This is a genomic window from Microcoleus sp. (genome assembly GCF_049646505.1).
Taxonomy (GTDB): Bacteria; Cyanobacteriota; Cyanobacteriia; order Cyanobacteriales; family Microcoleaceae; genus Microcoleus.
In genome coordinates, this window is record NZ_JBARVX010000379.1 from 1 (window position 1) to 4,012 (window position 4,012).

The following is a 4,012-nucleotide window of genomic DNA, read 5'->3' on the forward strand; positions in this document are numbered from 1 at the left end:
GCCGTCAAGCGGTTTGGGCCGGAACCGGGGTTGGTTGGCATAATTTTTTCCCCCATTAATTTGAAGTTAACGCGGGTTACTTGGTAGCCGCGATCTTCCAAGAATTGATTGATGTAATCGGAACCGACATAATCGATCAGTTGATTGGTGGCAGTATTGCTGCTGCGATCGATCATTTCTTCTAACAGTGTCTTCAACGGGTAATTTTTAGCGGACACAATCTTCGTCTCTGAGTCTTCGGTGAAGTTGCCCCGATTGACGAATACTTCCTGGTTTAGGCTAATTTTTTCTTGTTCGACTTTTTGCATCAGGGCGACAGCAATCGGCAGTTTAATTAAGCTGGCCGGGCTCGCAGGAGGCACATCGCCCCGCAGGTTCACGCACTCTCTCGACAGGTGGCAAATGCCGATCGAAGCCTTCTCTGACAAACCGCTTTCCCGCGCCACTTCAGCCAAAAAATCAGATTTTGCTTGCCGCACTTGAGAGGTGGCTGCTGTGAAGTTTTCCCGGTATTCTTGAGCTTTTGATGCTTTGAAAGGAGCTAAAAAGGAATTTTGGGGAACTTCCTGCAAGTTGTTCAGGGCTTGGTGCCACAAAAATTGAGTTTGTTGCGAAGATGCGATCGACTGATTTTGCTGTTTTCCAGTTTCTACGGCTCGGTTGGCTAAGCGGACTGCTTGCTGCAAATTGTCGTTAGCTCTCTGTTCTACTAATATTTGTACATCTACCGCTTGCAACTGTTGTATCAGTTTTTCTTGGGGATTGCCGCCGAGGGGAATTAAGCCGGAAAGCAGGGTTGGTTCTGGGGAGCCAGAGGCTGGTTGTTCTAATTCGGTGACGAGCCGATCGCGAATTTTGTAGAGTTCGTCTAGGGAACGCGGGTTAGATGATTGAGAGAATGAACTGGCGATGGTTAACACCTGAACCAGTCCGATGCCGGCGACTACTGCCGCCATCTTGTTTGCGATCGACAAAAAACGCCCGATTCCTCGCATATATTCGACATCCTCAACACAACCAAATTCAATCTAAGCAGCTATTGTTACAAGAGTCAAACGGTTTGAGATTTGGGATTTGGGATTTGGGATTTGGGATTTGGGATTTTAGCCGTAGGGTGCGGATACATCGACAATCCTCAACAAAGAGCGGCGCACCTGTTCTTTTGACCAATGCCCAATTCCCGATGCCCGATGCCCAATGCCCAATTCCCGATGCCCGATGCCCAATGCCCAATGCAAAAATAAAGGGGGTCGATCGCACTCAATGGCGATCGACTCCCTCTAAAATATTGCGAACAATCTACTTTTTGCGCCGCCGCCAGTTAACACCCAACCGCTTGAGGTAATCCCAGCCGCGTTGGGGCCAGACATGAGCGCTACCGATCTTTTCGGCAATCCAGAGAGCTACTTTGGGGCCTGTCCAGTCTCCGCCGTCGGGGGCGGGGCCTTGCAGCGCTTGTCGCAGTTCTTCTTGCTGTTCTGGATTCAGCAAGGATTTTGCAGGAGGGGGCTGGCGGTCTCCGCTGCGGTTTCTCACGGAGTCAGGCCCTTCTCGGTTGTAGCGCTGGACAATTTCTTTGGCGTAGTCGTAGTTGAGACCTACAACTTGGGCTGCTTGTTTGATAGTCCAATTTCGGGAAACTAACAGCAGCAAGTGCCAGCGGCGGGACTCTGTGGTGTTTTGTGCCTGCCGGTAGCGAAGTTTGAGTTCCTCTGCCGTCAGGTGAGATTCTAGGTGAGCTTTAGGTGGCATTCCTCCAACGGGGCATCGGGAACTTCTTAGCATATATCTCTGGTTTTGGGGATGATTCCGGATGAAATTTTTTTCCTGGGATCGTTGGGGCAAATAGGTGGCTTTTTTTTAACGCAGATGCGCGCAGGTAGACGCAGATAAGGAAGAGGCTGTAAGCAGGTGCAATTGCCAGCTATATTGACTAAGTGGCCGAAAGTAGAATTGATAAAGGTACGAGCATGGCATCCATCCGCGAGTTGCACCGACAACTGGTCAATAAAGAACGCTCTGCTGTGGAAATTACTCAAGAAACATTAGACCGAATTACCCAGCTAGAGCCGAAGTTGAAAAGCTTTCTGTGCGTGACGGCAGACAGCGCAATGGCCCAGGCCCACAAAGTGGATGCCCAAATCGCCGCCGGTGAGGAAATTGGGCCCTTGGCCGGCATCCCGATCGCCGTTAAAGACAATATGTGTACCGATGGCGTTCCTACAACCTGCGCCTCTCGGATTTTGGAGAATTTTGTGCCTCCCTACGATGCAACCGTCGTCTCCAAACTCAAAGCCGCCGGTGCGGTGATTGTGGGCAAGGCGAATATGGACGAGTTTGCAATGGGGAGTTCGACGGAAACTTCTGCCTATCAAGTGACTGCGAATCCTTGGGACTTGGAGCGGGTGCCCGGAGGGTCTTCTGGCGGTTCTGCCGCAGCCGTAGTCGCCGGAGAATGCGTCGCGAGCTTGGGTTCGGATACTGGGGGTTCGATCCGCCAACCTGCTGCTTTTTGCGGCTTGGTGGGGCTGAAACCGACCTATGGGTTGGTTTCTCGTTACGGTTTGGTGGCCTATGCTTCTTCTCTGGATCAAATCGGGCCCTTTGGCCGGACTGTTGAGGATGCGGCGATTTTGTTGGGGGCCGTGGCTGGTTACGACAAGAAAGATTCCACGAGTCTGAATGTCCCAATTCCTGACTACGCTCAAGCTTTGAGACCCAGTTTGCGACCGAAGGGTCAGATTAGAATTGGTGTAATTAAAGAAACTTTTGGTGTAGGGTTGGACTCTGGGGTTAAAGACGCTGTTACTAAGGCGATCGAGCAATTTCAACAATTGGGCGCAGAAATTCAAGTCATTTCTTGTCCCCGCTTCCGCTACGGTTTGCCCACTTACTACATTATTGCTCCCTCGGAAGCTTCGGCAAATTTGGCGCGGTATGATGGAGTAAAATACGGTTTCCGATCGCCCGATGCTGACAATCTTTTGGATATGTATGCCAAAACTCGCTCTCAAGGGTTCGGTGCGGAAGTTAAACGCCGGATTGCGATCGGCACTTACGTACTCTCTGCTGGATATTACGACGCTTATTATCTCAAAGCTCAAAAAGTTCGGACTTTGATTAAAGAAGACTTTGAAAAAGCTTTTTCTCAAGTTGATGTTTTGGTCTGTCCCACTGCTCCGACTACGGCTTTTAAGGCAGGGGAAAAATTCAACGATCCCCTGAGTATGTATTTGTCAGATTTGATGACTATTCCGGTGAATCTGGCTGGTTTGCCAGCTTTGAGTTTGCCCTGCGGATTTGATGATAAAGGACTGCCGGTGGGCATACAACTCATTGGTAATGTTTTGCAAGAATCTAGGTTGTTTCAAGTAGCTCATGCTTACGAACAGTCTACGAATTGGCACTTGCACCGCCCTGATTTGGATTAATTTTTAAAATTCGGCGGAACGCGACGGCGGAAGTTAGTAATCGATCTTGGCTAATTGTCTAAAATTAATCATTGACGGTTAGCTTTTAAGCGATTGCTAATTTTTTCTGTGTCTATTTTCTATGAACAAGTTGCCGCTCTTCTTTTTGTCGAAATCGCTGATAACTTTGGGGACAGTTTTGGCTGTCGCTTATTCTGCTGCTTGTCTGTTTTTATTGGGAGCGCAAGGTAAGTTTATCTTTTTTCCGGCGCGGGCGATCGCAACTACGCCAGATGATTGGCAGTTGAAATATCAAGATGTTTGGCTGCCAATTCCTACTAAAACAGGCGCGGTGGAAACCGTGCACGGGTGGTGGATTCCTGCCTCGGAAAACTCCCGCAAGGTTCCGGGGGAAGTAAGTGAAGCTGCTCGGATTAACCCGTCGGAAACCCCCCCCAGCCCCCCCTTGTTAAGGGGGGGGGTAAGAGAAGCCGCTATTAACCCGTCGGAAACCCCCCCCAGCCCCCCCTTGTTAAGGGGGGGGGTAAGTGAAGCCGCTCTTAACCCATCGGAAACCCCCCCCAGCCCCCCCTTGTTAAGGG

At 50.1% G+C, this 4,012-nt stretch carries 3 protein-coding genes and 1 pseudogene; 2 read left to right on the forward strand and 2 right to left on the reverse strand.

Going from position 1 to position 4,012, the window contains the following annotated elements:
* A partial coding sequence (locus WBA89_RS19010) for a serine hydrolase (RefSeq protein ID WP_424408765.1) occupies window positions 1–956 on the reverse strand: 956 nt, incomplete at its 3' end.
* A gap of 343 nt (window positions 957–1,299) precedes the next feature.
* On the reverse strand, window positions 1,300–1,752 hold the full coding sequence (locus WBA89_RS19015) for a helix-turn-helix domain-containing protein (RefSeq protein ID WP_424408766.1): 453 nt from the start codon (window positions 1,750–1,752) through the stop codon (window positions 1,300–1,302).
* Window positions 1,753–1,970: 218 nt separating this feature from the next.
* Between WBA89_RS19015 and gatA the strand changes: the two genes are divergently transcribed.
* Window positions 1,971–3,431 (forward strand): Asp-tRNA(Asn)/Glu-tRNA(Gln) amidotransferase subunit GatA, encoded by a 1,461-nt coding sequence (gatA, locus tag WBA89_RS19020; RefSeq protein WP_424408767.1) that lies wholly within the window; start codon window positions 1,971–1,973, stop codon window positions 3,429–3,431.
* Window positions 3,432–3,552: 121 nt separating this feature from the next.
* Window positions 3,553–4,012: pseudogene (locus tag WBA89_RS19025) on the forward strand (hypothetical protein); the annotation flags it as partial.